This is a genomic window from Actinomadura luteofluorescens, assembly GCF_013409365.1.
In the GTDB taxonomy this organism is placed as follows: domain Bacteria; phylum Actinomycetota; class Actinomycetes; order Streptosporangiales; family Streptosporangiaceae; genus Spirillospora; species Spirillospora luteofluorescens.
This window is the reverse complement of the sequence record NZ_JACCBA010000001.1, coordinates 3,862,104-3,882,808: the sequence shown is the minus strand read 5'-3', so window position 1 is coordinate 3,882,808 and position 20,705 is coordinate 3,862,104. Positions and strand designations below refer to the sequence as shown.

Genomic DNA, 20,705 nt, shown 5'->3' with positions numbered 1-20,705 from the left:
GGGACGCGGCTGGCGGGTGTTTCGAAGCCCAGGCCCGCTTCGCTCGCCTGGCGGTTCGCTACGTGACCGGGCCGTGGAGGGCGTGGACGTGGAGAACCCCGCGGCGCCGGTGCGCGCGGGGTCGTGGCTGGTGCGGCCCGCGCGGGGGACGGGCCGGCGTGCGGCCGGTCAGACCGCGGGATGGGCGGCCAGGCCGCGCAGGTGGATCCACCCTTCGAGACGGGACTCCTTCACCCGGCAGGTGATCCGCTCGTACTCGGCGGCGGTCACGCGGCCGGGGCTCGGGACGATCACCGAGTCGTAGACGAACCGGGACGCGATGACGCCGAGGTCGGCGCCGGTCGCGGCGAGCCGCTCCTTGAGCGGTCCGGCGTCGAGGAGCCGGGCCGTCGTGATGATGGACGAGCCGGACACGCCGGGCGGGTCGGGCATCACGGGCCCGACGTTCACCGCGACCCTGAGCTGCACGCGCACGGCCCCGGCCGCGCGGTGGTTGTGGCGGCGCAGCCGCACGCCGAGCGAGACCAGCATGGGGTCGATCACGGTGGCCGTCGGGACCTGCGGCGGGATCACGATGAGCGCGCCGTCGCCCCGGTCCTCGACGTGGCAGGCGTCCCAGGGGACGCCCGACTCGTCGAAGGCCCCGCGTAGGGCCCGGTACATGGCGCGGCGCACGCCGATCCGGTCGGCGTCGTTGCGGTCGGGCGAGCTGAACCCGGCGACGTCGGTGTACACGATGGTGCAGTTCTGGCCGGCCCAGGACGGGGCGTCGGCGTCCGGGAGGACCATGGGCTGCGTCGGCCGTTCGCCGACCGTCTCGACGACCGCCTCCAGGGCGGGCTGGAGAGAGCGGGCGGGCTGCAGGGTGTTGGCCGGCTGCAGGGTGTTGGCCGGCACGGTCCGGCACGGGACGGTCGGGGCGGCGCCGGAGCCGTTGATCGCGGCGGCGGGCTCGGCCTTGTAGGTCGCGCCGCCGGCCCGCGGGTCGGGCGCGGCGTACGGGGCGGCCACCACGAACGGCCCGGCCATCGCGTACGGGTAGTTCGGCACCACGGGCAGCTGCGCCATGGCGTACGGCTGCGGCGAGCCGTACTGCGCCGCCGGTCCGTACGGGTGCGCCGCGCCGCCGGGATGGTGGGCGCGCTGCGGCGGCCGGCCTGGGACCTGCTCGGTCATCCGGTCGTACATCTCGCGTTCGAGGACGGCGACCACGTGCGGGTGGTCGCTCAGGTAGGCGACGAACTCCTGCGTGGTCAGGCACAGGACGTGGAGGGCGTCCATGGCGACGACGGTCGCCGAGCGGCGGCGCAGCAGCAGGGCGGCGCGCTCGCCGATGATGTCGCCGGGCCCGCGGAAGGCGACGAAGCGCTCGCGGCCGTCCCGCTCCACGGAGATCCGCACCGAGCCGGCCTTGATCACGAAGGTGTGGTCGGCGTCCTGGCCCTCGGTCCACAGCACGGCGCCGACCGGGTGGACGACCTCCCGCGCGAGTGCGAGGAACGCGGCGCGCTCGATGGTGGTGAGGCCGTGCCAGAACCCGGGCCGCCGGGCGGACTCGGCCTGCCGGAGGGACCGCTGCCGCGGGACGATCCCGGTAGGGACGATCTTGTCCGGGTCGTGGTGGCGGGCGTGCTCGTTCATCGGCTCACCCGCCGGGGGCCCGGCCGGGCGGGCGGCGGCGAGCCCGCCGGACTCGTGGGGTGGACGGCGGAGGTGGGGGACGGTACGTGCTGTCTGGACATGTCAGGGACCCCATGCCTCGAATCGCGACTCCGTGGTCCGCCGGGATACCGGGTAGGTCCGGTATGGCCCGCGGGTGACCGGAGTCACATCACCTATGGTCCGCACCGCGTGGTCGCGGTTAGACTAGATGAGTCCGCAGAGACATTTTGGCAGGTCAGCCCGGATCTTTCTGCGTCCTCGCAGAAGGTGGGGCGATCGGCCCGGCTGTCTCAGCGGCCCCGGGAGTCGCTCTCCGCTCTCCCCCCGATCGTCGTGGCTGCCAAACCGCTGATCGGCGGGAAGCGGCGGGCGACTCTGTTGTCTCGCTGGCGTCGCTTCTTCTGGTGTTCCTCGTCCGGTGCCGCCTTTCCGGCGTCGCCGGAGTCTCCTCTCCCCTTGCGGCCTCCCCGTGTGGCGCGTGGCGGGCCTTCTCGTCCCCGCCGGCGGCCGGCCCGTCTCCGCCTGCGTCTCGCCCCGGCCGCGGTGCGCCGTCCCCGGCCGGGTCTTCACCCTGTGTTCAACTTCATCCGTGCTCGGATGTTGCAGTGCGACTCGTTGCATCGCGTCGTCTGCTAATCTGCTATGTAGCACATTACAACAGAGTCCGACGGTATGCAGCACTCTGGAAGCTACCGACGCGAGTTTTGGGCGATATGGCGGGGTCTGGTGGGCGGAGCGAAGATCAGATGTCCGGGACATGTAGCGTCGTGTGGGGGAGTGGGATGCCAGGTCCCCGTCTGCCATGTAGCATCCAGTTGGGTGGCATGCACTACTCAGAGTGAGCGAACCAATGGTCAGTGACCAGGGCCCCATAGTCCAGAGCGCGCTGCTGCGCACCGAGCTCGTCCGCCTGCGCAAAGAGAAGAAGCTGACGCAGGAACAGGTGGCACGGCAGCTCGAGTGGTCCCCGTCCAAGCTCATCCGGGTGGAGGGCGGCAAGAACGCCATCACCCGCACCGATCTTCAGGCCCTGCTCACGGTGTACGACGTCACCTCTGAGGGACGCCAGGAGCGGTTGCAGGCGCTCGCCCGGGGTGCGCGCGAACCCGCCTGGTGGAACGCCTACCGCGGCGATCTGGACCCGAACTTTCTCGCTTATGTCGGGTATTCCGCGGGTGCGGCCTACATCCGGCAGTTCCACGGGACGGTCGTCCCCGGGCTGATCCAGACTCCCGAGTACGCCGAGGTGCTGTCCACCGGCAAGGTCTCCGAGCAGGCGAGGGTGCTCGCGGCGAAGCTGCGCATCCAGCGCCAGCAGGAGTTCGCCAAGCGGCAGAACCCGCCGCGCCAGCACTACATCATCGACGAGGCCGTCATCCGCCGGCATGTCGGGATCGGGACCGACCCGGCGATCATGCCCGCCCAGCTGAACCACATCGCTGACGTGTGCGAGCGTGACGATCTGGTGACCGTCAGGGTCATCCCGTTCAGCACGGGGGCGCACCTCGGGCTGGAAGGGCCGTTCAGCCTCCTGGAGTTCGACGGCGACCTCGACGACGTCCTGTACCTGGAGGGGCGGTCGGGCGCCAGCGTGATGATCCTCGGTGAGGACGACCGGGTCGCCGAGTACCGCGAGACCTTCGAACTCCTGCTGGACCAGGCGCTGCCGGCGGACGAGTCGGTCGCGATGATGCGGCAGGCCGCCGAGACGCTCATGAACTGACCTCGCCCGCGACCGACCCGACCTGGAGGTGACCGCCGCATCCGGCATCCACAAGGCGAGTGGCCGACATAGCACACAGGGTGATCTTGTGTTCCCTTGTAGGCGGGATAACTAGAACCGTTTACACTCGTGATCGGGAAATTTTCCACAAGGTCGTGGTTTGTCGTGCCCTACTTGGCCGCCTGCCCCCGCGCGTGTTCCTCGCCCTAATGGCGGGTGAGAGCGCACGCGTCGGCAACGGATGGAGGTTGGATGGTGTACCGGTCGACCCCGAGGGTGGTGCTGAACTGGCGCAAGAGCAGTGCGAGCGGCGGCGAAAGCCAGTGCGTCGAAGTGGCGGCCTCCGGGCCGTCGGTTCTGGTCCGCGACTCGCGCAACCCCTCCGCCGGCTTCCTCGCCCTCGCCCCCGCTCAGTGGCAGGCCCTCCTGAACACGATTCAGAACGGGGACCTGGACGGTCGTTGAGTCGTTGGACTCAATTTTCCCGCCTCTCTCAGGAATTGTCGAATACCACGACGTTGTGACGTACTGATTGGCGACTCTTGATAGGGCCGCGGGCGGACGGGCGGTCGCGGTTCGCCCCTGGTCGAACCCTGAACCGACCCTGAATCGCCCCTGATCACCCTGTTCCGGTGCGGGGACCGCACCTAGCTTGATCGTCAGCGGTCCCCCGCCACGGCCGGGCGGGGGACCGTCGCCCGCCTTCGAGGACGCGGGCCTCTGACGTCCCCGCACCGGAAGGATCTCCATGCTGCGCAGAAACAGGCTCGCCGTCCTGGGCGCGGCCGCGGCAGGGACCGTGACGCTGGCCGGCGTCGCGCTCCCCGCCACCGCCTCGCCCGCACCGCGCTCGCCGTCCGCCATCGGCTGGCGCGCGTGCGGCGACGACGGCAAGGCCGAGTGCGCGACCCTGCGGCTGCCGGTCGACTGGTCCCGGCCGGACGGCCCCACGTTCGGTCTCGCCATCGCGCGCCGCAAGGCCCTCGACCCGGGCGCCCGCGTCGGCACGCTCGTGTTCGGCCCCGGCGGGCCCGGCGACTCCGGCGTCCAGCGCGTGACCAGGGTCGAGAGCGGGATCGACCGGTTCAGCGACCGGCTGCGCCGGCGCTTCGACATCGTCAGCTTCGACCCGCGCGGCATCGGCGCCAGCCATCCGGTGACCTGCTCGGCCGACCTGCTCAGGGCCGCGCCCTCACCGATGATCAAGAGTGCCGCGCAGTTCCAGGCGACCCTCGACCACAACGCGCGGGTGCGGGCCGACTGCCGCGCCCGCACCGGGCCGCTCTACGACCACGCCGACACGCTCAGCACCGTCCGGGACGTGGACGCGATCCGCGCCGCCCTCGGCGAGTCGAAGCTGACCTTCCACGGCAGCTCCTACGGCACGCTGCTGGGCGAGATGTACGCCGAGACGTTCCCGCGACGCGTCCGGGCGATGGTGCTGGAGAGCGTGGACGACCACAGCGTCCCCGACGCCCGGCGCTTCCTGACGTCCGAACTGGCAGCCGCCCAGGACTCGTTCGACCAGTTCGTCGCCTGGTGCGGCCGCACCCAGGAGTGCGCCCTGCACGGCAGGGACGTCCGGGCCGTCTGGCGTGACCTGCGCGCCCGCGCTGCCCGTGGGGAACTGCCCGACCCCTCTTCGCCGGGTGCCGCGCTACCGGAGTTCGGCCTCGTCCTGATGGCCTACAAGAGCTTCTACGGCCCCGACTGGGCGGAGCTGGCGTCGAGGCTGGCCGCGCTGGACGCGTCCGCGCCCCTCAAGCCCGGCTCGCGTCCTGCCGCCGCCCCGGCGGCGGGTGAGACCGCCACGGACCCCTTCACCGCGCAGTTCTGCTCCGACTGGAGCCTGCCCGTCCGCGACTACGGCGAGTACGCGAGCCTCATGCGGCGCACGGAGAAGGTCGCCCCCGACATGACGTTCGCGCGTCCCGTCATGGCGATCTCCGCCTGCCTCGGCTGGCCGCAGCCCGTCCGCAACCCGCAGCACCGCCTGCGCGTCCGCGGCAGCGCGCCGATCCTGCTGTCCAACGCCGTCCACGACCCCGCCACGCCCTACGCCTGGGCGCAGAACGTCGCACGGCAACTCGGCCCCGCGGGACGCCTGCTCACCTACGAGGGCGCCGGCCACGGCAGCTACAACCGCGGCCCCTGCATGCAGAACGCCATCGACGCCTACCTGACCTCCCTCACCCTCCCCCCGCCCGCCACCACCTGCCCGGCGGCCTGACCCTCCACCGAGAAGGCGAGGGGACCGGTGTCACCGCGAGCCGGTCCCTTCGCCGCTCTTGTGCGACCGCCATGGTTTCCGTGTTTTCCACGTGAAGCGCCGCGATCGCGCGGATGAGCATTTAAATATGGGGGGATTTGTGGCGGCTACTCGCCGGTGTATTCCAGATCGATACCCCGCGGTCGCCCCCCGCGCCACCGGGCCGCGCGTCCATTGATGGACGGCGGAACGCGACGGAATTCGGACGGGGCGATCGATGGCGCGGACACTCCTGGTCGAGATCTTCGACCACGATGCCGATCCGGTGCGGCTGGACCAGCTCAGCCGCAACCTCCTCAGGGACCTGCGAAGACTCGGACTGCGGACCGATCGGCGACCGGTCGAGGCGCCCGCGGGAGCGAAGGCGGCATCGGCGGTCGCCATCTCGACGCTCGTGGTGGGCCTCGCCGGAACGGCGGCCTTCAAGGCCTTCGTGAACGGTGTCTTCGAATGGGTCGGCCCCCGGAGAGGGGGCCTGAAGATCAGTTGTGGCGACAGATCGGTGGAACTGTCCGCGGCGACTCCGGGGGAACGGCGGGAACTGCTCGAATGGCTGCTGGCGTGCGACGGGGAAGCAGGGGACCGGAGCCTGGACGGCCGAGGAGACTAGCGCTTCTCGTGGCGTCGGACCGGTACGAGGATCCGGGGCTCGGCTCGCTGCGGTCGCCCGCCCACGACGTGCGGGCGCTGGCGGCCGCCCTCGCGGACCCGCGCATCGGCGGGTTCGCGGTGGAGGACGTCTTCAACCGGCAGGCTCACGAGGTCAACGCCGCGATCGAGGACTTCTTCTGCGACAAGCAGCCCGACGACGTCCTGCTGCTGTACGTCTCGTGCCACGGGGTCAAGGACGATGCCGGACGCCTCTACTTCGCGACGACCAACACCCGGGTCAAGCGGCTCGGCTCGACGGGGATCGCGTCGGCCTTCGTGAGCGAGCAGATGTCCCACAGCATGTCGCGCAACATCATCCTGCTTCTCGACTGCTGCTACAGCGGGGCGTTCGTCGAAGGCATGGTGGTGCGCGGCCCGGGCGGCGTCGGAATCAACGAGCGGCTGAGCGGCTCCGGCCGGGCGATCCTCTCGTCGTCCTCGGCGCTGGAGTACGCGTTCGAGCTCGACCGGCAGCGCGTCACCAAGGAGATCTCCCGCTACGGCACCAGGGAGGAGGGCGGCCGTCCGTCGATCTTCACCGAAGCCCTGGTCCGGGGCCTCGTGACCGGCGAGGCCGACCGCGACCGGGACGGGCGCATCTCCGTCGACGAGCTCTACGACTACACGTACTCGCAGGTCACGGCCGTGAACCCGAATCAGACGCCGACCAAGTTCTCCGATGTCAGCGGTGAGTTGATCGTCGCCCGCAGCCCCGGCACGCTCCGGCCCCCCGAGCTGCCTGAGGAGGTGCGTTCGGCGGCCGGCCATCCGCTGGCGTCGGTGCGCGCCGCCGCCGTCGGCACGCTCAAGGATCTGGCGCTGGCCGGGGACGAGGCCGGGCTGCTCGCGTACGAGCGGCTGAAGGCGCTGCTCGGAGACGACAGCCGCACGGTGGCCGGCGGCGCGGCCGAAGCCGTCGCGGAGATCGAGCGGGCCGGCCCGTTCCGCGAGCGGCACCGGGCCCCGGTCCTGCCGCGGCCTGGCCCAGAGCCCGGCGGGGTGTGGACGCCGCCCGCTCCGCCGCCGGTCCCGGCGCCGCGCCCTCCCGTGATGGCGCCGGCGGGCGCCACCGGGGTGGAGCCTCTTCGCAGCCGTTCGGTTCTGGCCTACTTCATGCCGTTCTTCAGCAGCTTGACCCTCATGTTCGGCAGAAGCCGGGACGTCCGGTACCACGCGATGCAGTGCGCTCTCATCGATGCGCTGACGGTCTCCTACTTCATCGCGATGATGATCCCTTTCGTGATCTACAGCGGGCTCCGGTACGGCTCCGCCCCGGTGCCCGATGACGACCCCTTCCTCACCGCCTTCATGGTGATCTTTCTCGTCCTGCCCTGCGCGCTGCGCGGCTACTGCCTGATCCAGCTCGCCCGGCGAGGGTCGGCCCGGATCAGGTTCCTCGGCGCTCTGGCACAGCGTGTCGCCTACGGCGGGCGCCGGCCGGACGGGCGTCGCGGCGACCTCGGCGGCCGCGCCGCGACGGGCGGTCAGTAGAGGAAGGGAGACCGACGCTCTCGGCGTCAGTACGTGGCCGCGCGTCCACCCGGGAGCAGGGCGGGCGCGCGGGCCTCGTCGTCGTCCAGTCGATCGGCGGTGGCCCGCTGGGCGCGCGTCGCGGCGGTGATCTCGGCGAGCGAGATCACGGAGTGATGTCCTCGGGCAGGAGGGTGGCGAGTTGTTCGGTGGTGAGTTCGGCGCCGGTGTTGGCGAGTTGTTCGGTGCGGCGGGCGTGGGCGGTCACCGCGGAACGGAAGAGTTTGTCGATCTCGCGTCCGTTGCCCTCGCGGAACCGGTCGCGGTTGGCCGCCAGGTAGGTGGTGAGGGCCTGCTGGGTGGGTTCCGGGACGCGGTAGTCGGCCGTCTTGGCCTTGCCCAGGAAGATCGAGACCAGGCCGTCGACCTCGTAGGGGCGGAAGGTGAGGGTGCGCGCGAAACGCGACGCCAGGCCCGGGTTGGTGGCCAGGAACCCCTTCATCTCCGAGGTGTATCCGGCCGCGATCACGATGACCTCGTCGCGGTGGTCCTCCATCAGCTTGACCAGGGTGTCGATGGCCTCCTGCCCGAAATCGTGGCCCGAGCCGCCCGGACGCGACAGGGAGTAGGCCTCGTCGATGAACAGGACGCCGCCGCGGGCGCGTTCGAAGACCTCGCTGGTCTTCTGTGCGGTGTGTCCGACGTACTGTCCGACCAGGTCGAGGCGTGCGGCTTCGACGACCTGGCCTTGTGCCAGGACGCCCAGGGCGGTGAGGAGTTCTCCGTAGAGGCGGGCGACGGTGGTCTTGCCGGTGCCGGGGGGGCCGGCGAAGATCAGGTGGCCGGTGAAGGGTTCGGCCTCCAGGCCGGCGGCGCGGCGGCGCCGGGCCGAGGCGATCAGGTCGAGCAGGTCGCGGATGTCGCGTTTGACCTCGTCCAGTCCGGTCATCGCGGCCAGCCGCGCCAGCAGGTTGCCGACCTGGTCGGGGTCGCGGGCCTCTCCGAACCGGGCGGCCAGGCCGGTGTCGACGTCGAGGTCTTCGGCGATCAGCCGGGACAGCTCCTCGCCGGAGGGCAGTTCTTCCATGTCGGCCAGGCGTTGCGCCTGGCGTTCCACCGCCGCTTCGAAGACGCGGCGTGCGGCGCGGCCGTTGCCGAAGGAGGCGTCGCGCTTCATGGAGGTGAAGTGCGCCAGGAGCGCGGTGCGCGCGTCCTCGGCGAGCTGGTAGCCGTCCTTGTCGGCCTGGGTCTCGACGATCTGGACGAGTTCGGCTGGGCTGTAGTTCTCGAACTCCACCGTGCGGGAGAACCGCGAGCTGAGGCCCGGGTTGGCGGCGAGGAACTCGCGCATCTCGGCCGAGTATCCGGCAGCGATGACCACGACCTCGTCGCGGTGGTCCTCCATCAGCTTGACCAGGGTGTCGATGGCCTCCTGCCCGAAGTCGGTGCCGGTCGCCTTGCGCGACAGCGTGTAGGCCTCGTCGATGAACAGCACACCGCCGCGAGCGCGGTCGAACACCTCGGTCGTGCGCAGCGCCGTCCCACCGATGTTCTCCGACACCAGATCGGCCCGGCTGACCTCGACCACCTGGCCCTTCTCCACCACACCCAGCGCTGCGAGGATGCCGCCGTACAGCCGCGCCACGGTGGTCTTACCAGTGCCGGGCGGGCCCGCGAAGACCATGTGCCGGCCCTTCGCCGAACCCGGCGGGAGCCCCGCCAACCGCCGCTGCTCGGCCACCTTCTGCAGATTCGCCAGAATGCGGATCTCACGCTTGACCCCGGCCAGACCGATCATCGCGTCCAACTCGGCCAGCAGCACGTCCGCCGACGGCCCGCCGGTGCCCTCCCCGGGCGGCGGCACCGTCCTGGGCTTCGCCGCGGCCGGGGCCTCTTCCGCCTGCGTCGGCACGGTGACCTGCGCGGTCGTCCCGGCCTGCGGGCCGCCGTCGAGCTTGTCCGGCCGCTGGTTGCGCTCGCTGATCAGGCCGCTCACGTCGATGTGCGCGCCCTCGCCCGCGATGACGCCCGCGCCGTGGTTGTCCACCACCGTGCAGTTGCGGAGGGCGAGCCGGCCGCCGCCCTCCACGCTCACCCCGGCGAGCCCGCTGCCGCTGATCGTCGTCCCGTCCAGCACGACGCGCGCGCCGGAGGCGAGCCCAGCGCCGATCTTCCCCGTGTCGCTGATCCGGCCCCGGACGAACGTGACGTCCGCGTGCGCGATGAGGGACAGGCCGTTGGTGCCCGCCCCGTTGATCTCGCAGTCCTCCAGGAGGGCGACGCCCTTCTCGACGACCACGCCGGTCCGCTGCGGGGCCTCCATCCTGATCCGCCGCGCGGTCAGCGAGCCGTTGGTCGCCACCCACAGCGCGTCGGCGCCCGCGTCCTCGATCAGGCAGTCCTCCGCGACCGCCTTGCCCCTGTCCAGAGCGATCAGGGACGACTGGCCCGAGCTGTGGAACGCGCAGTTGCGGATCGCCGCGTCCGCGCGGTCGTCCACCCGGATCCCGGCGCTCGTCGGGCCGCTGATCGTGCACTGCTCGATCAGCGGGCGCGACCCCTCGGTCACCCAGATGCCGTGGCCGCCCGCGTCGCTGATCCGGCACGCCCGGAGGGTGACCGTGCTGCCGCTGCGGATGGCGATCGCGTTGCCCTCGGCTCCGGTGACGGAGGTGCCCTCCACGATCCCGGACGCGGCGGCGTACACGATCGCGCCGTCCTGGACCTGGCACTGCTTCAGCGCCAGTTGCGCGCCGGAGGCCGCGCGCACGGCCACGTCGGAGCGGCTCACGAACTCGCAGTGCTCCGCCAGGACGCTGCCCTCTGCGGTGTCCAACGCGAGGCCCTCGTCGCTCCAGTTGCGGACGATGAGCCCCTGGAGCGTCACCATTCCGGTGACCTCGATCGTCGCGTCCGTGGCGCCGTCCAGGGTGACCGTGCCCGGCCCGCCGACGGCCGTCAGGACGAAGTCGCCCGAACTGCGGAACCCTGTGTTCGGATACGAACCCGGCTCGATCAGGATGTGCCGCCCGGCGTCGGCGTAGGGCACCGGCGCTTGCAACGCGTCCAGTACCGTCCGATACGCCCGGGGGGAGGAGTGTGACACGACCAGACGCTGCAACGGGCCTCCTCACGAATCACCGTTCATGGTGCCATGAGGCGAGGTGTGCCCGCTTTGCTCAGCGGACCCCGCGCGGCCTGAACTGGACGCTGATCCGGGGGCCCGTCACGCGGGCGCTCTTCGGAATGGCGTGCTCCCACGTCCGCTGGCAGCTCCCGCCCATGACGATGAGGTCGCCGTGGCCCAGGTCGCGCCGGATCGCGGGACCGCCGCCGCGCGGGCGGAGCAGCAGGCTCCTCGGGGTGCCGACCGACAGGATCGCCACCATCGTGTCGTGCGTGGAGCCGCGCCCGATGGTGTCGCCGTGCCACGCCACGCTGTCGCGCCCGTCCCGGTAGAGGCAGAGGCCGGCCGTCCGGAACGGCTCGCCGAGTTCCGCGGCGTAGTGCTCGTCGAGCGCCGCCTTCGCCTCGTCCAGGACGGGATCGGGCAGTTCCGCCTTCTCGTCGTAGAACGCCAGGAGGCGCGGGACGTCGACGACCTTGTCGTACATGCGCCGCCGCTCGGCCCGCCACGGGACGGACGTGAGCAGCCGCTCGAACAGCGCGTCCGCGTTGGGGATCCAGCCGGGCAGGACGTCCACCCACGCGCCGTGCTCCAGCGGCGTCCGCCGTACCGCGCTCAGAGGCCGCGGACCGCTCTCGTCCGTGCCGTCCAGCAACGACCCTTGGAACATTCCCCCACTGTACCGGCCCGAGTCAAACACATGTTCGATCAATGGTGGGGTGGGCGGCCCGGTCAGCGGCGGAAGACCACGGCCAGGACGCGCAGGGAGAGGACCGAGCAGACGACCAGGCCGCAGTAGCCGAAGAACTGGAAGAGCGTCACGTCCCGGGTCATCGCGGGGCCGTCCTTCAGGCCCAGCAGCATCACCGCCATCACCCCGGCGGTCGACGCGAGGATGGTGAGCAGGACCTGCTGGAGGAGGCCGGTGACCGTGCGGCGGTCCGACTCGTCGGCGAACAGGCGGACGTTCACGCTCAGCCGGCCCGCCTCCGCCGCGGCGGTGATGCGGTCGAGGCGGCGGGGGAGGCGGCGCAGCATCGGGAGCAGGTTGAGCAGTTCGTCGTTCGCGGCCTCGCGCAGGGAGCCGGGCTGGAGCCGTTCACGCAGGTAGGACTCGCCGAACGCGTGCGCCTCGTTGACGATGCCGAAGCCGGGCGCGAGCTCGCTCAGGCCGCCCTCCAGCGTCGCGAGCGCCCGGAACACCGCCGCGATCTCCGCCGGGACGGCGAGGTCGAACCGGGCGACCAGGCGGAAGAGGTCGGTGAACATGGCCAGGTCCGGGCTGGTCCCCGGGCCGAGGTGGCGGGCCATGAAGGCGCCGAGCGCGCGGGCGAGGGCCTGCTCGTCCAGCTCGTCCGGACGGGCCACGACCTCCAGGAACGCGTCGGTCACCGCGGTCGCGTCGCCCCGGTTCATGGCGAGAAGCATGCGCTGCAGGCAGCCGCGCAGCTCGGTGTCGAGCCGCCCGACGGAGCCGAAGTCGATCAGGCCGAGGCGGCCGTCGTCGAGCAGGAGGATGTTGCCGGGGTGCGGGTCGGCGTGGAAGACGCCGTCCTGGACGATCTGGCGCAGCACCGTGTCGAGGAGGGTGCGCGCGAGGCCCGTCCGGTCCAGGCCCTCCGCGTCGACGCGCGGGCCGGCCTTGCTGAGCGCGACGCCGTCCAGGCGCTGCATGACGAGGACGCGGCTCGTGCAGAGGTCGCCGTGGGGGCGGGGGATGACGACGTCGCCGCCCTTGGCGGTGGCAGCGACCGAGGCCATGTTGCGGGCCTCGACGCGGAAGTCGAGCTCCTCGCGCAGCGCGGCCGCGAAGCCGGCCGCGAGGTCGACGACGCCGAACGACCTGGCCCATCCGGCGCGGTCGTGGAGCGTCCGGGCGAGGCGGCCGACGATGTCGAGGTCGCGCTCGACCACCGCGCGGACGCCCGGCCGCTGGATCTTGACGACGACCCGCTCGCCGGACCGGAGCGTGGCCCGGTGCACCTGCGCGATGGACGCGGCGGCGAGCGGGGTCCGGTCGAACTCGGCGAAGACGTCGCCCGTCTCGCCGAGCTCCTCGCGGAGGACGCGCTCGATGTGCGGCCACGGGACGGGGGCGGCGCAGTCCTGGAGCCGCCCCAGTTCCCGGACGAACTCCGGCGGCAGGACGTCCCGCCGCGTCGACAGCACCTGCCCGAGCTTGACGAACACGACGCCGCCCTGTTCGAGGGCGTGGGTGAACGAGCGCGCGGTGTGCGCGTTCGGGCGGGCGCGGCCGCGCAGGTAGGGGCCGAGGCCGTGGCGCAGGAAGATGAACGAGATGCGCCGGTAGCGGCGGGTGCGGGCGATCCGCGACCGCACACCGCCGAACCAGTAGAGCGGCGAGGACACGGTCCCGGTCGGGACGAACGCCTCCCACAGCACCAGGATGGTCATCGAGACGAGGAGCGCGCACGCGAAGCCGAGGCAGACGAACCACGTCAGCGGAGCGGGATCCCGCTCCGGGCGCAGGTCGCCGATCAGCGCGCTGATGATCGGGCTCGCGACCGCCTGCCCGACCGCGCCCGCCACGAGCGTCCGGAACAGGGGGAACCGGGTGTCGAGCAGGCTCCTCGCCCCGTACGCCATGACCCAGGTGTTGATCGCCGTTCCGATGAGGAAGGCGACGACCGTCGCCGAACCGTTCATTCCCGCCGCCCGCGCACTCGTCCGTCCATGTCACGGGGGACGTTAGTGATCGCGGAGGCGGGCGCTCCTCCCGCCGGAGGGGGAGCCGCTCGCCCGCACGGGGGATCAGAGCTCGCCGAGCAGGTCCCGGAGGAAGGCCGTGGTGCGGGCGGGGCGGGCCGCGCGGATGCCCAGCAGATCCATGATCTTCTGGTAGCGGACGGCCTCCTGGCCCTCGGGGTAGCGGGCGCCGGTCAGCTGCTCCAGGTAGACCACGTCGTCGAGGTCGTGCTCGGCGAACCGGACGATCGTGATCGGCCCGCCCAGCGCCAGGTGCCCGCCCGCCGCGAACGGCAGCACCTGCACCTTCACGTTGGCCAGCTCCGACACCGCGATCAGGTGCTCGATCTGGCCGCGCATCGTCCGCGGCCCCCCGATCGGCCTCCGCAGCGCCGCCTCGTCGATCACCGCCCAGAGCGTGGTCGCGCCGGTCGCGCGGTGCAGGATCTCCTGCCGCCGCATCCGGAGGGACAGGCGCCGTTCGAGGCCGTCATAGGCCGCGTCATGGTGTTCCAGGCCGATGACGGCCCGCGCGTACTCGCGCGTTTGGAGAAGGCCGGGGACGTACTGCACCTCGTAAGCGCGAATCGTCGCCGCCGACTGTTCCAGGCCGAGATACTGCTCGAACCAGCCCGGCACGATATCGCCGTGGCCCTGCCACCAGCCGGGCTTCTTCGCCTCCCGGACGAGCTGGACGAAGCCATTCCGCTCGTCCTCGTCCTCGACGCCGTAGAGGGTGAGCAGGTCGAGAACGTCGCGGATCTTGAAGCCGTGCCGTCCGAGCTCCAGCCTGCTCATCTTGGACGCCGAGCCGCGGATCACCTCGCCGGCCTCCGCCCGGCTGAGACCGTTCTCCTCGCGCATCCGCCGTAACCGCGCCCCGAGCTGCATGCGCAACGCGGTGGGACTCGCCAGCCGATTGTCAAGCACCAGTTCTCCAGCGTTCCGTACGTGGGTCCGGCAATACGCTCGGAGGGTCTCACAGGCAATGGTGAACGCGCAGGAGACCTCTCGACAGAGATACGTATCTGGCGCCGCCGCTTTACAAATCCCGCCATTGTGTTGAACGCGCGGGCGGGAGCGTTCCAGGAGGGGTCAGCGGCGCGGGACGAGCAGGTCCAGATCGGCGCGCGTGACCCGGGCGTCTCCGGCGATCCGGTCACGGTCCGAGCCGGCGCCCGCCACGACCTCCAGCGCGCGGGTCAGCATCGTCGGCTGCTCCAGCGGGCGGGCCTGGCCCGGCTCCTGGCGCCGCCAGCCGCGCGAGCTCAGCGCGCTCATCGCGTTGCGGTACACCGGCTCGGTCATGATCCCGAGCGTGCGGGCCCGGTAGAGCAGCGCCGCCATGCTGACGCCCCAGGACGCCTTCAGCTCCGCGAGCCGGTCCCAGTCGGGGCCCGCGGGCAGCTCGCCGGCGATGTCGGCCTCCGGCATGAGGAACTCCGCCGCGAACCGGTGCGCCTGGTCCTCGACGATCTTCTCGCCGGGCTCGGCGTCGGCGTGCATCACCAGGTGCCCCAGCTCGTGGGCCGCGTCGAACCGGTTGCGCCAGTAGTCGCCCTTGGCCGGGTTGAAGAACACCATCGGCCTCGGGTGGACGCCGACGCTGAACGCGTCGACCCGCTCGGCCGCCCGCGGCAGCACGAGGACGATCACGCCGTGGGACTCCAGCAGCCGGACGACGTGCGGCACCGGCCCGGCCCGCTCGACCATCGACTTCCTGGTCAGCCGGGCCGCTTCGGCGGGCCCAGGGCCGGCGATCTCCTCCGGCGAGACCGGGTACTCGGGAAGGTCGACCTCGGGCAGGTCGACGAGCCTTTCGAGGACGGCGACGACGTCGGTGGCGATCCGCCCGTAGGCGAGCGCCTGGTCGCGCTCGATCTGCGTCGTGGACCGGAGCGACCGGAAGTGGGCCCCGTCCATGGAGACCGGGCTGCGGCCGCTCTGGAAGAACTCGACGGGCACGCCCAGCGCGATCGCCAGCCGGCGCAGCGTCGGCTCCTCGGGCCTCTGCACGCCCGCCTCGTACTGCCCGATCGCCTTCGGCGTCGTCCCCACGGCCTGCGCGAGCTGGTTCTTGCGCAGGCCCCTGAGCCGCCGGGCGAGCGTCAGCCGCTCGCAGTCGAACAGCACCCCGCGCCACCTTCTGCTAGGCCGTCTTCGTCTCCCCGCGGAGCCGCATCGGGACGTCCTCTTCCCGGTCGTCCCACAGCGGCATCGTCCGCTCGACGAGCTTACGACGTGGATCGGGCCCGATGGTGTCGTCCAGGGGTTTGACCCAGTGCCAGGCGGTGCCGCCGTCGGCGTTCCACCGGGGGCGGCCCAGGAAGAGCTCCATCTCCAGCGGCGCCTCGGTGGCGCTGTGCGCGAGCACCAGCGTCACGACCCCGGGCGTGTCGCGCGCCTCGATGCCCAGCGGGAGCACGAGCTGCGGGTCCTCGACGTAGGTCTGCCGCGCCACGGCCTGCTTGGTGGGGCTGTCGCGGTCCCACCGGATGCCCCGGACGTTCCCGAACTCGTGCCGTTTGAGAAGGACGCGGTACGGCCCGTACCGCCAGCCGGGGGAGCCGTTCAGGTCGTCGCGGACGACCTGCGGCTCGGCCTCGAAGACCCGGTCGATCTGCGACGCCAGCGCGTCGAAGGCGCCGACCCCGTACGTCCGCTCCGTGAACCCCGCCGCCCGGCTCAGCCCGCCGAAGACGGCCAGCGTCGCCTCGCGGTGGGCCTCCCGCAGGGCGTGGAGGAAGCCCGCTGCCAAGAGCTCGTCCCAAGCGTCCCTGTCCTCAGCCACGTCTCGACCATAGCCAGGGCCTCCGACATTACGAGCAGCCCTCGAACTCGGGGACCTCTTGGACGAGCGTGAGCCCGCTCTTCCCGAACCACTTGTCCAGCAGGCGGCGCGCCGTCCCGTCCTGGTACATGGTCGTGATGGCCCGGTTCACCGCCTCGCACCCGTCCGCGTCGTCCTTGCGCATCCCGACCCCGTACCGTTCGTCGGTGAAGGGCGCGTTGACGATTCTCAGGTCCGGGGCGGCGAACCCGGCGAGGACCAGGTCTCCGGTGGAGATGGCGTCCACGGCCCCCGACCGCAGCTTCGCCACGCAGTCGCTGTAGGAGGAGCCCGGGACGAGCTTCGCGGGGATGCTCAGGCCGACCACCACCCGCTCGGTCGAGACCGACCCGCTGGCCTGGCACATCCTCCGGCCCGCCAGGTCGCGCACGCTCCGGACGCGGGTCTCGCTCCGCCGCACCATGACGTCCTGGTGAGCGACGTAGTAGGGCCCGCCGAAGGCGACGAGCCTGGCCCGGTCCGGGGTGATCGAGTACGACGCCAGCACCAGGTCGACGGCGCGCCGGCTCAGCAACTGTTCCCGGTCGTCCGATCTGACCTCGCGGAACGTCACGTGGGACGCCCCAAGATGGCGGGCGATGTAGCCGCCCACATCGACCTCGAACCCCTGGAACACTCCGCCTTTCCGCAGCCCGAGCCCGGGCTGGTCCGACTTGACCCCGACCACGATGACGTCCCGGCGGTGGATCGAGGCCCTGGCGGTCGCACATCCCACCAGCGCGAGTGCGAGAGTTAGAAGCACGAGAATGGCGCGCACGAACCATGACTAGCGAGAGGAAACGGCTCCACGGTGAACGCGGGGTGACCGCGGAATGCCGCTGGATGAACCAGGCGGACTCCCTTGCGGTCGCCGCTCGCGCCGAGTCGCCGAAAGGCCGACGGCCGCCGAGGCGATTTGCCTTCGGCGGCCGTCGGGCCAATTCCCGGGAGTCAGCCGTGGACCCTGTGCGTTCCGTGCGCCAGGCGGCGGGCGGCGCTCCGCTCACCCCGGAGCGTGACGACGCCCATCGTGAGCAGCCAGTAGCTGAGGATGGCGCCCAGGGAGGCGGTGGTGCCCCAGCCGTTGGCGGCGTAGAAGAAGGCCGGCTCGTTGCCGAAGAAGAGCGAGGGAATGAAGGCGACGTTGATCGCGGCGAGCACGTAGGCGGACATGCCGGTCCAGCGCGGCAGCGCGCCGGTGCTCCGCACCGCGTAACCCAGCGCGACCAGGAAGAACGCCAGCAGCATGCGCCCGATGGACCCGTACAGGATGTAGGTCCCGCTGACGGAGATGGTCGGGTCGATCGGCTGGTCGGCGGCGATGACGGCCCCTGCTTCGAGCCCGCTGGAGACGAGGGTGACGAGAACGTAGGCGAGCCCGGCGGCGAAGGCGAAGTTGCCCGCCCATTCGTACCGCGCGTCGACGCTCTTGACCAGCTCGCGGAAACCCGTCACGAAGAGGAGCAGGAATCCGAGGGCCAGGATTTGCAGGAGGAGGCGGGAAAGGACGTTGGAGTCCGGCGGCGGGCCCGAGTAGACGAAGTACAGCGGGACCCCGACGATGAGGGCCGCGGCGGAGGCGAGGCCGGTCCAACCGGTGAAGCGCCGGGCGAGAACTGTGTCCACGAGAGTGCCTTTCTCAGGGGCGAGCACGAATCTGCATCTGCGGAACACTTTGCCGGGGCGGGACATGGGCTGTCCGTGGGCGTGCCCCTCCCATCGCGGTGGAGTTATGCCTACCTTCGCGCGGCCGCTCCCTCAGAGCGCCAGGTACTCGTGGACCGAGCGGACGGCCGTGGCGCCCTCGCCGACCGCCGACGCGACCCGTTTGATCGAGTCCTTCCGCACGTCCCCCGCGGCGAAGACGCCGGGCATGCTCGTCTCCAGCGGCATCGGGTCCCGGTCGAGGGGCCAGCGGGACGGGGCCCGGTCGTAGATCTCGCGGCCCGTGAGCAGGTAGCCGTGCTCGTCACCGGCGATGCCGTCCGGGAGCCACTCCGTGTGCGGCTCCCCTCCGATCATGATGAAGAGCGCGCCGGCCGGGACCCGCTCGGTGGTGCCCGCCGCCCGGTCGGCGAGCGTCAGGGACCGCAGGCGTTCGCCGCCGCCGCAGCCGACCACCTCGGTCCGCCGGCGGACGGTGATGTTCGGCGTCGACTCGATGGCGCGCACCAGGTAGGTCGACGCCGACTTCGCCAGGCTTTCGCCCCGGACGACCAGCGTGACCGTGCGGGCGTGCTTGGCCAGGTGCAGCGCGCCCTGGCCCGCCGAGTTCCCGGCGCCCACGATGAAGACGTCCTGGCCCCGCATCGCGCGGCTCTCGCCCACGGCCATGCCGTAGAACACGCCGGAGCCGACGAGGGCCTCCAGGCCGGGGACGCCGAGCCGCCGCCAGTCGACGCCGGTGGAGATCAGCACCGCGCGTGCGCTGACCTCGGTGCCGTCCACCATGCGGACCACCCGCCGGTCGCCCCGGCGTTCGAGGCCGACCGCCTGCTGGGCGAAGACGATGTGCGCGCCCATCAGCCACGCCTGCTCGCAGGTCCGCTCCATCAGGTAGCCACCGGCGATGCCGTGGGGGAACCCCGGATAGTTCCTGATCATCGGGCTCGTCCCGGCCTGCCCGCCCGAGAACGCCCGTTCCAGCAGCACGGTGTCGAGCCCCTCGGACGCCGCGTACACGGCCGCCGTCAGCCCGGCCGACCCGGCGCCGACGATGGCGACGTCGCAGACCTCCAGGTCGTTCTCGACGCTGACGCCGATCGCGCACGCGAGGTCGGGGATCTGCGGGTCCACGTACGCCCGGCCGTCGTAGCGGATCACCACGGGCAGCCGTGACGCGTCGAGGCCGGCCTCCCGCAGCAGCCGCCGCCCGGTCTCCTCGCCGGGCGGGTGGACCACGAACGGCAGGTTGAAGCGCGCCATCACGTCGCGCAGCCGCAGCATCCGGGGGTCGTCCAGGTCGGCGACGACGCGGAACAGTTCGAACGTCGGCTCCTGCTCCTCCGTCCACGAGGACAGGAACTCGCTCACCGCGCGGTGCATCGTCTCGTCGTTCGTCCACGGCCGGACGAGGTGGTAGTCGGCGTACCCGAGCGCGATCGCCTGGACGGCCGGGCTGGTCGAGGTGTAGTCGCGGTCCACCATCAGCACGCGCTTGGCGTTGGGATACAGCTCGTGCGCCCGCGGCAGGACGTCGGCGCAGGCGTCGTCCACCATGAGCAGCGCGACGGGCTCCTCTGCCCGCGTCATCTCCTTCAGCGCGTCGCATGCCTCTTCGGGCGAACTCGCGCCCTTCACGGTGAACGCCTCGCCCAGCCGTCGCGTGAGGTCGGCGAGCAGGACATGCCGCGAACCCGCGTCGTGATCTACGACGAGTATGACCGGTGCCATCACCTCTACCAGCGTAATTGCCGCTGGCGGGCCGGGACGGCGACGGCGAGGGCCTGGCCGGCGGGACGGCCTCCCGGGGGTCGGGGCCGTCCCGATGCCCGCGGGCGTCCGCTTCCCCTACCGGGCACTGGGATCCCGGCGCGGGGGACTTGGTGGATCTCGCGCGGCCCGTTGGCACCGGTCCGGCGGGTACCGATCAACTGATGCCAACCTTTTGCCGGATCTTTGGCCCGGCCGGAGCGGCACACCCCGGCCCGTTGACCCGCCCAAGAGGTAGAACGTGTTCTTGTGTTTTGCGGGTGGAGCTAGGAGGCTGGGACGCATGGATCTGGTTGCGCTGGAAGAGATTCGGCGGCTCAAGCACCGGTACCTGCGGTGCGTCGACCTGAAGCTGTGGGACGAGTTCGCCGGGGTGTTCACCGAGGACGCGGTGGCGGAGTACGACACGCCCGTGCTCGGCGAGACGCTCAGGCTGGAGGGGCGGGACGCGATCGTCGAGTACATGCGGTCCAACCTCGGACCGGACAAGATCAGCGCTCACACCGCCGGATGCCCGGAGATCGAGATCGACGGGGACCGGGCGACGGGGATCTGGTCGCTGGACGACACGATCATCCTCCCGGGGGGCCCGGCTGCTCATCCGGGGCGCCGCCTTCTACCACGACGTCTACCGCCGGGACGGCGGCGCGTGGCGGGTCGAGAGGACCGGGCACCGCCGGACCTACGAGTACATGGTGTCGCTGGACGACGCGCCGAGCCTGAAGTTCACCACCTCCCATTGAGCGGGACCGCGGCATTGCCCCGCACTTAGAACGCGTTCTAGTCTCCGTCCCGCCAGAGCACGGCCTCGCGCCCGCGATCCGAGGAGAGCCCG

Annotated in this window: 17 protein-coding genes; 6 read left to right on the top strand and 11 right to left on the bottom strand. The window is 71.5% G+C overall.

Annotated features, from left to right (window positions below; genetic code table 11):
- Positions 1 to 168: 168 nt before the first annotated feature.
- Positions 169 to 1,641 carry a Crp/Fnr family transcriptional regulator gene (locus tag BJY14_RS17820; protein ID WP_179844645.1) on the bottom strand — a complete coding sequence of 491 codons (1,473 nt, stop codon included), beginning with the start codon at positions 1,639 to 1,641 and terminating at the stop codon, positions 169 to 171.
- An 871-nt stretch (positions 1,642 to 2,512) separates the two neighbouring features.
- Here BJY14_RS17820 and BJY14_RS17815 point away from each other — a divergent pair.
- From BJY14_RS17815 to BJY14_RS17795, 5 genes are all read left to right on the top strand, one after another.
- The gene (locus BJY14_RS17815; protein ID WP_179844644.1) at positions 2,513 to 3,385 is read left to right on the top strand and encodes a helix-turn-helix domain-containing protein; all 873 of its coding nucleotides are present in this window, start codon (positions 2,513 to 2,515) and stop codon (positions 3,383 to 3,385) included.
- 252 nt (positions 3,386 to 3,637) lie between these two features.
- Positions 3,638 to 3,850 (top strand): DUF397 domain-containing protein, encoded by a 213-nt coding sequence (locus tag BJY14_RS17810; RefSeq protein WP_179844643.1) that lies wholly within the window; start codon positions 3,638 to 3,640, stop codon positions 3,848 to 3,850.
- Positions 3,851 to 4,133: 283 nt separating this feature from the next.
- Positions 4,134 to 5,615: an alpha/beta hydrolase gene (locus BJY14_RS17805; protein ID WP_179844642.1), complete on the top strand. Its 1,482-nt coding sequence runs from the start codon at positions 4,134 to 4,136 to the stop codon at positions 5,613 to 5,615.
- Between the two features lie 256 nt (positions 5,616 to 5,871).
- Positions 5,872 to 6,264, top strand: a complete 393-nt coding sequence (locus BJY14_RS17800; protein ID WP_179844641.1) for an effector-associated constant component EACC1 — start codon at positions 5,872 to 5,874, stop codon at positions 6,262 to 6,264.
- 8 nt (positions 6,265 to 6,272) lie between these two features.
- Complete coding sequence (locus tag BJY14_RS17795; RefSeq protein ID WP_179844640.1) at positions 6,273 to 7,796, top strand: caspase, EACC1-associated type; 1,524 nt, start codon at positions 6,273 to 6,275, stop codon at positions 7,794 to 7,796.
- A 26-nt stretch (positions 7,797 to 7,822) separates the two neighbouring features.
- On the opposite strand, the gene BJY14_RS46550 is transcribed toward BJY14_RS17795, so the two are convergent.
- The 10 genes from BJY14_RS46550 to BJY14_RS17750 form a co-directional block, all read right to left on the bottom strand.
- On the bottom strand, positions 7,823 to 7,945 hold the full coding sequence (locus BJY14_RS46550) for a hypothetical protein (RefSeq protein ID WP_281382101.1): 123 nt from the start codon (positions 7,943 to 7,945) through the stop codon (positions 7,823 to 7,825).
- On the bottom strand, positions 7,942 to 10,881 hold the full coding sequence (locus BJY14_RS17790; protein WP_312879291.1) for a right-handed parallel beta-helix repeat-containing protein: 2,940 nt from the start codon (positions 10,879 to 10,881) through the stop codon (positions 7,942 to 7,944). Before BJY14_RS17790 ends, BJY14_RS46550 begins: the two co-directional genes overlap by 4 nt.
- Positions 10,882 to 10,954: 73 nt before the next feature.
- The gene (locus BJY14_RS17785) at positions 10,955 to 11,572 is read right to left on the bottom strand and encodes an alpha-ketoglutarate-dependent dioxygenase AlkB (RefSeq protein ID WP_179844638.1); all 618 of its coding nucleotides are present in this window, start codon (positions 11,570 to 11,572) and stop codon (positions 10,955 to 10,957) included.
- 62 nt (positions 11,573 to 11,634) lie between these two features.
- Positions 11,635 to 13,569, bottom strand: a complete 1,935-nt coding sequence (locus BJY14_RS17780; protein ID WP_218905458.1) for an ABC1 kinase family protein — start codon at positions 13,567 to 13,569, stop codon at positions 11,635 to 11,637.
- A 105-nt stretch (positions 13,570 to 13,674) separates the two neighbouring features.
- Positions 13,675 to 14,538 carry a Sco1979 family transcriptional regulator gene (locus BJY14_RS17775; protein WP_312879290.1) on the bottom strand — a complete coding sequence of 288 codons (864 nt, stop codon included), beginning with the start codon at positions 14,536 to 14,538 and terminating at the stop codon, positions 13,675 to 13,677.
- A 165-nt stretch (positions 14,539 to 14,703) separates the two neighbouring features.
- Positions 14,704 to 15,741 carry an XRE family transcriptional regulator gene (locus BJY14_RS17770; protein WP_179844637.1) on the bottom strand — a complete coding sequence of 346 codons (1,038 nt, stop codon included), beginning with the start codon at positions 15,739 to 15,741 and terminating at the stop codon, positions 14,704 to 14,706.
- Between the two features lie 16 nt (positions 15,742 to 15,757).
- Positions 15,758 to 16,399 (bottom strand): hypothetical protein, encoded by a 642-nt coding sequence (locus BJY14_RS17765; protein WP_179844636.1) that lies wholly within the window; start codon positions 16,397 to 16,399, stop codon positions 15,758 to 15,760.
- A gap of 28 nt (positions 16,400 to 16,427) precedes the next feature.
- Positions 16,428 to 17,174, bottom strand: a complete 747-nt coding sequence (locus tag BJY14_RS17760) for a glutamate ABC transporter substrate-binding protein (RefSeq protein ID WP_312879289.1) — start codon at positions 17,172 to 17,174, stop codon at positions 16,428 to 16,430.
- Positions 17,175 to 17,389: 215 nt separating this feature from the next.
- Positions 17,390 to 18,064, bottom strand: coding sequence for a hypothetical protein (locus tag BJY14_RS17755; RefSeq protein ID WP_179844634.1), 675 nt, complete (start codon positions 18,062 to 18,064; stop codon positions 17,390 to 17,392).
- Positions 18,065 to 18,196: 132 nt separating this feature from the next.
- On the bottom strand, positions 18,197 to 19,831 hold the full coding sequence (locus tag BJY14_RS17750) for an NAD(P)/FAD-dependent oxidoreductase (RefSeq protein WP_179844633.1): 1,635 nt from the start codon (positions 19,829 to 19,831) through the stop codon (positions 18,197 to 18,199).
- A gap of 322 nt (positions 19,832 to 20,153) precedes the next feature.
- Between BJY14_RS17750 and BJY14_RS17745 the strand changes: the two genes are divergently transcribed.
- On the top strand, positions 20,154 to 20,642 hold the full coding sequence (locus BJY14_RS17745) for a nuclear transport factor 2 family protein (RefSeq protein WP_218905456.1): 489 nt from the start codon (positions 20,154 to 20,156) through the stop codon (positions 20,640 to 20,642).
- Positions 20,643 to 20,705 lie beyond the last annotated feature (63 nt).

What these genes read in the sequence shown, in the direction of transcription:
- BJY14_RS17820 (WP_179844645.1), bottom strand. Translation starts at nt 1,641, where the DNA reads ATGAACGAGCACGCCCGCCACCACGACCCGGACAAGATCGTCCCTACC.
- BJY14_RS17815 (WP_179844644.1), top strand. Translation starts at nt 2,513, where the DNA reads ATGGTCAGTGACCAGGGCCCCATAGTCCAGAGCGCGCTGCTGCGCACC.
- BJY14_RS17810 (WP_179844643.1), top strand. Translation starts at nt 3,638, where the DNA reads ATGGTGTACCGGTCGACCCCGAGGGTGGTGCTGAACTGGCGCAAGAGC.
- BJY14_RS17805 (WP_179844642.1), top strand. Translation starts at nt 4,134, where the DNA reads ATGCTGCGCAGAAACAGGCTCGCCGTCCTGGGCGCGGCCGCGGCAGGG.
- BJY14_RS17800 (WP_179844641.1), top strand. Translation starts at nt 5,872, where the DNA reads ATGGCGCGGACACTCCTGGTCGAGATCTTCGACCACGATGCCGATCCG.
- BJY14_RS17785 (WP_179844638.1), bottom strand. Translation starts at nt 11,572, where the DNA reads ATGTTCCAAGGGTCGTTGCTGGACGGCACGGACGAGAGCGGTCCGCGG.
- BJY14_RS17780 (WP_218905458.1), bottom strand. Translation starts at nt 13,569, where the DNA reads ATGAACGGTTCGGCGACGGTCGTCGCCTTCCTCATCGGAACGGCGATC.
- BJY14_RS17750 (WP_179844633.1), bottom strand. Translation starts at nt 19,831, where the DNA reads ATGGCACCGGTCATACTCGTCGTAGATCACGACGCGGGTTCGCGGCAT.
- BJY14_RS17745 (WP_218905456.1), top strand. Translation starts at nt 20,154, where the DNA reads ATGGATCTGGTTGCGCTGGAAGAGATTCGGCGGCTCAAGCACCGGTAC.